Origin of the sequence: Salinivibrio sp. IB643, from assembly GCF_001996105.1 — a bacterium.
Classification (GTDB): Bacteria; Pseudomonadota; Gammaproteobacteria; order Enterobacterales; family Vibrionaceae; genus Salinivibrio; species Salinivibrio costicola.
The window spans coordinates 1-5,050 of the sequence record NZ_MUFF01000058.1 but is presented as its reverse complement, the minus strand read 5'-3'; the positions used below and the strand labels follow the sequence as shown (position 1 = coordinate 5,050).

5 protein-coding genes are annotated in these 5,050 nt (G+C 43.5%); 1 reads left to right on the top strand and 4 read right to left on the bottom strand.

All coding sequences use genetic code 11. The features are described from left to right. The coding region (locus tag BZG77_RS14105; RefSeq protein WP_131826164.1) for a transposase at nt 1-457 on the top strand (457 nt) is incomplete at its 5' end. 166 nt (nt 458-623) lie between these two features. Here the strand turns inward: BZG77_RS14105 and BZG77_RS14100 are convergent. The 4 genes from BZG77_RS14100 to BZG77_RS14085 all read right to left on the bottom strand — a co-directional run. Further along, a complete protein-coding gene (locus BZG77_RS14100) occupies nt 624-932 on the bottom strand; it encodes a PTS sugar transporter subunit IIB (protein WP_077647700.1) in 309 nt (102 codons plus the stop codon). A 12-nt stretch (nt 933-944) separates the two neighbouring features. Next, the gene (chbA, locus tag BZG77_RS14095; protein ID WP_077647699.1) at nt 945-1,259 is read right to left on the bottom strand and encodes a PTS N,N'-diacetylchitobiose transporter subunit IIA; all 315 of its coding nucleotides are present in this window, start codon (nt 1,257-1,259) and stop codon (nt 945-947) included. Between the two features lie 12 nt (nt 1,260-1,271). After that, the gene (locus BZG77_RS14090) at nt 1,272-3,911 is read right to left on the bottom strand and encodes a glycoside hydrolase family 38 C-terminal domain-containing protein (RefSeq protein WP_077647698.1); all 2,640 of its coding nucleotides are present in this window, start codon (nt 3,909-3,911) and stop codon (nt 1,272-1,274) included. 58 nt (nt 3,912-3,969) lie between these two features. After that, a partial coding sequence (locus tag BZG77_RS14085; RefSeq protein WP_077647697.1) for a PTS sugar transporter subunit IIC occupies nt 3,970-5,050 on the bottom strand: 1,081 nt, incomplete at its 5' end.

The window sequence follows — 5,050 nt, the reverse complement described above, 5'->3', positions numbered from 1 at the left end:
CATTATTCATCAAATTCGCCACTCAATGAAATACGTGGCCAGTAAGCACCAAAAAGCCTTCATGGCCGATTTGAAGTGCGTGTACAAGGCAGTCACATTATCCGCCGCAGAGAGCGTGCTGGATGACTTAGAAGCTAAATGGGGTGACAAATACCCCATCGTTATTAAGTCCTGGCGCAATAAATGGTTCACACTCTCTACTTACTTCAAATATCCGGAATACGTGCGTACCGCCATTTATACGACGAACGCCGTTGAGGCCGTGCACCGCCAGTTCCGCAAACTGACTAAAACCAAAGGCGGTTTTGCCAATGAGAACAGCTTGCTCAAGCTACTCTACGCAGGTATGTTAAAGGCGTCTGAGCGTTGGTCGCATTCGGTGCAGAACTGGAGCCTGACGCTATCGCAGCTAACCATTCACTTCGAAGGCCGACTGGATGATCACATAGACCTATGAAAATTGGCTGACACAGAATATTGAACACCCTCTGATCGCTGGATCACACTATTTTAATTCATTAATTGGCTGCGGAATGACGGATATATTAAGAGCAGAACTGTAAAAAAGCAGCAAAGCTATATAGCCTGCTGCTTTTTTATCATTACATTTTAGCAATTAAGCTTTAGTCTTCAATCAAAGAAAAAGCAAAATCTAAAACTTTATCAGCGCGTTGCATGCCGTAGTCCATCATATCGATTGCTTCTACTTTAATGCCAAGCGGCTCTGCGCGTTTTTTCAGATCAGCTTGCATGTACTTGATCTGAGGACCAAGTAAGACAACTTGATAGTTAGGTGCCTGTTCATCAAATTGCTGCGCACCAAAGGCTTCAATTTGTACTTCAAGACCACGAGTCTCAGCTTCAGCACGCATTTTTTTCATCAACATGCTGGTAGAAAGACCTGCTGCACAACAAAGCATAATTTTTTTCATTTGGTTTACCCCTTATACGTCCGCTAAACGGCGGTGCATCTCAATCATTTCAGTCACTAGCTCTTTCGCTAGCATACTGGTCATCAAATGGTCTTGTGCGTGTACCAACACAAGCGTCATTTGGGTTTTACCTTCGCCTTGATCTTGTTCAATCAATTGTGTTTGAACTAAATGTGCTTCATTGGCCGCATCTGAAGCTTGCGACATCAGCTCTTGAGCACCATCAAAATCACCCGCTTTTGCTTTCGCTAGCGCCTCATAACACAGGCTACGGCATTGCCCTGCATTTATGATGATACCCATTACGATTTCTTCTAAGTTATCCATTGGATCTTTCTCTTATACATTTTTCCAAGCTAAAGTAATGAAACTTTGTGCTGGAATGGTGACATGATTTTCTAAAGGCTTACCAATTGCTTCTTTCAATGAACATTCAAACCAATTTCCTTGGCCTGGCAAACTTACTTCTTTATTTTCTTCAGCTCGGTTGACCAGTCTAAAAATAGTATAGTCAGCGCTGTTTTCAGGTCTCTTTACAGCAAGCAATTCAACATTGGAAATGTCATTTAACTGATAAGTACCTGATACGGATTTATTCTGTTGTCGTGAGAAACACTTGAGATGACGAGTTTGTACATCTACGTTCAAACGATCTGCATGTAATGACAAAACATCGACATTTGGCTGTCCTGATTCAAACACGAGCGCGTAAGTTGAGGATACCGACTTACCGTTCAACTGTGATGACGGGGTTTCTAGCTTGTATCCAGATGCTCTTCCTGGACGTACAGTCAAGTCTGCTTTACCCAACATTCCTACACAACGCAACAGAGTTAACGCAATAGTCTGGTTGTCATACACTTCATACTCTGCCGGCCCTGCTGAAACAAAAGCAGCCGTATGCTGCGTATTCGCCAAAGTCACAAAACGCTGCATCGGATAGATTGGCAGTTCAAGCTCTGTCGCCCCTTCAGAAAGTGGCTTGGCATTCAGAATACGGTTTGTGCGCTCAATTGCCGTGAAATGGTCTTCACTTAAGTTATGCTCACTGACTTCTGCATGAGGAAGCAACACGCGCATCATATGATCGTTTACCGTGTTGTCGATTGTTGACTCAACTTTTAGTGAAGAGCTACCGCGATCTAGGCTAACAACGCTGACAATATCTACAGGCACTTTTTGAGAAGAACGCTTAGAGTCCACGACTTCAAGTGGCAACGCCAATGAGTGAGCAATTTCAATTGAGACTCTGTGTGCATTATTTTCCAGTACATTAACACGTGCCAGTCCACCACGCGTGGTAAACACTTGGTCGTCTGCTGGCGGTGAATAGTTGTATTCATCACCTTCATCACCTTTATCTTCAAAAACAAGCACGTCTCGGTATGATTGACCATTAACTTTGTTGGTGACATTAAGCGAACCATCTTCGTTAATCATTACGTCTAGTTTACTGTTACCAAAGTTGCTCTCAGTGCAGTACAAATCGGTCGATGCGAGTTTTGCTGATGGCTTCTGACCATAGACAACTTTATATGCCTTAAAGCCTAAGCTTGGCACCTGCTCAGCCGAAACTAAAATCTGCACCTGATGCTGCGTACCTTCACGCTCATCAGCGACATCATTTAGGTTTAATAGACCATTGTAGTACTCGATTTCGTTGTTGATCGCTGTTTTGTTCTCTACAACACTGTATGGCACTTCTTCACCATCAAGTGTAAACAGTGAGAATACCGGGTTCTTAACAAACAGGTTAATCATCATGCTGTCTTCACGTTTTTGGCTTAACGTGTTGAACGCAATAATTACGTCTTCTTGCTCGTTCACCGATGAGAAGTCGATAGTATCTCGTAAGAAACGGAAATTTAACCAGATTAGTTCGTTAATGCCATGGCGTAACTTGGTTAAACGGTGGTACGCCGAGTGGTTTACTGTCTCTGGTGAAGACTGATAAATCGTGTCATGGAACTGGTTACGGAATACTTGTTTCCAAAAATAATTGGTCAGGCCTTGATCGAAACTACCACCTAACGCGTGTGTCATCACACTCATCGGCTCAACGACACGCGCAAGAAGGGTTTCAAAATGCTTCATTGCATTTTTGAAATCGATGTTCGTCGAAGAAATACCCGCGTGAATACGACCAAGATCTGCCGAACGCGCTTCACCTTTATAGACAGTTAGCTCACGACCAGATTTTTCGATTGCTGCCGTTGATTCAGCAATAAACTTCTCAGGGTTAGAAATCGTTAGCTGATAATTTGGTGACAATTTGTCATTTAAGGCTTCAAGGATTTTTGGCACTTCAGGTTGAATTCGAGCGTGATCGCTGCCGCCCATAAACAACAGCTGATCTTCATGGAATCGAGGTTCCAGCTGCTCAATAACGTTATTGGTATCTTCAAGTGCCTTATCAATTTCCTCTGGCAGATAACGGTAATGTCCGTAGCCAAGGGGGAAATGGACCGAACGTAACACATCGCCATTTGGCGCTTGCCACAGGAATACCGAGTCGTCGAGTTCACGGTAGTTAAAACCACGCCACACAAACATCGCTTCCATGCCAAGCGCTTTGAAAATCTGAGGCAAGCTCTGCGGTTGACCAAACGCATCTGGCACCCAGCCTACCTTCATGCAACCACCTATGGCATCCGCATAGTTGCTGCCGAGCACTAGGTTACGCAAAATACTTTCACCTTGTGCTAGGTATAGATCTGGCTGTGTATACCAAGGGCCAATTAGCAGCTTTTTGTCTTTGATAAGACGTTCGATCACTTCGCGATTTTGCGGACGAATTTCCAAGTATTCTTCAACGATACATGTCTGTCCATCGAGAGTATAAAAGCTGAAATTCGGATCGTTAACTAGCGTATCGATCAGCTTATCTAGTGAGTAGACTAAGCGAATTCGGAAGGCATCAGAAGAGCGGTACCATTCTCGATCCCAGTGAGTATGCGGAATAAAGTGGATGTTTTTCATAGTCAGTATCCTGGCCCCAGCGAGACTGGGGCATTAATGGTCATTAAGCTTAAGCAGTTTACGCAGTAAGTTCTTCAGCTTTACGTTGCTTAAGGAGCATTTTTACAAATGGTGCGTACAACATGCAGTCCACAATAAACAGACCTAACATTAGAAACACAGGTGACAAATTAAAGTTACCCAGCACAAACGCATTGAGTAGCACTGGCTCAACACCTGCGTTAAGTACTACCATAGGAGCAACCAGTCCAGTCGAGATAGCAAAGTAGGCTACAATAGCGTTAAACAGCGGAATACACACAAATGGGATAAACATCATAGGGTTCAACACAATCGGTAGACCAAAAATAATTGGCTCATTGATGTTAAACAACCCGGGAACACTACTCATTTTAGCCACAGAATGCTCTGCAGAGTTCTTAGGAGCCAACAGTAGAAGCATTACCACAAGCGCGAGTGTCGAGCCTGAGCCACCAATCATCGCATAGATATTAGAGATGGTATTAGGAGCCACTTGTGTAATCAGTGAGTAGTCTTGCGTTTGTGCAAAAGTATCAATTTGAGACAAGAAAAGAGGTAACCAGAGCGTTGAAATAACACCCCACATAATTGAAAACCCATGTAAACCAAAGAACCACAATAATTGCATTAACAGAATAACAATCAGGATTGCAGGTAGCCCTGTACCAACTGAGTTCAATGGTGACACAATTAACTGTTGGATAAATGCTTGAAGGTGGTCAAAACCAAGTGCTGACACGCCCTCACGAACAAGTGAGAAAAGCGCTAAAATCAACGTAATTGGAATCATCGCCATGAACGCTTCCATGATGGCAGGCGGGACACTCTCATGCAGTTGGATGGTAAACTTTGCTTTGACGAGACGATTGTACAGACGCGCAGTTAGCAAACCGATGACCAAGCCAGAAAACAAACCCTCGTAGTTAAAGAACTGCAAAGCAAAACCGGAAACAGGTTCACCTGTAGGCAAATGAATAGTAGATGGTGCGGTAACCATATATGCAACCAAGCTAATTAATGCAGTCGTTAGCGGGTTAATCTTAGAATTTTCTATTTTTAGCTGATTTGCATAAAAATAAGAAGAAGCGAGCACCACCACTATACCGATCATGCCAAGT

What these genes read in the sequence shown, in the direction of transcription:
- chbA (WP_077647699.1), bottom strand. Translation starts at nt 1,259, where the DNA reads ATGGATAACTTAGAAGAAATCGTAATGGGTATCATCATAAATGCAGGG.
- BZG77_RS14100 (WP_077647700.1), bottom strand. Translation starts at nt 932, where the DNA reads ATGAAAAAAATTATGCTTTGTTGTGCAGCAGGTCTTTCTACCAGCATG.
- BZG77_RS14090 (WP_077647698.1), bottom strand. Translation starts at nt 3,911, where the DNA reads ATGAAAAACATCCACTTTATTCCGCATACTCACTGGGATCGAGAATGG.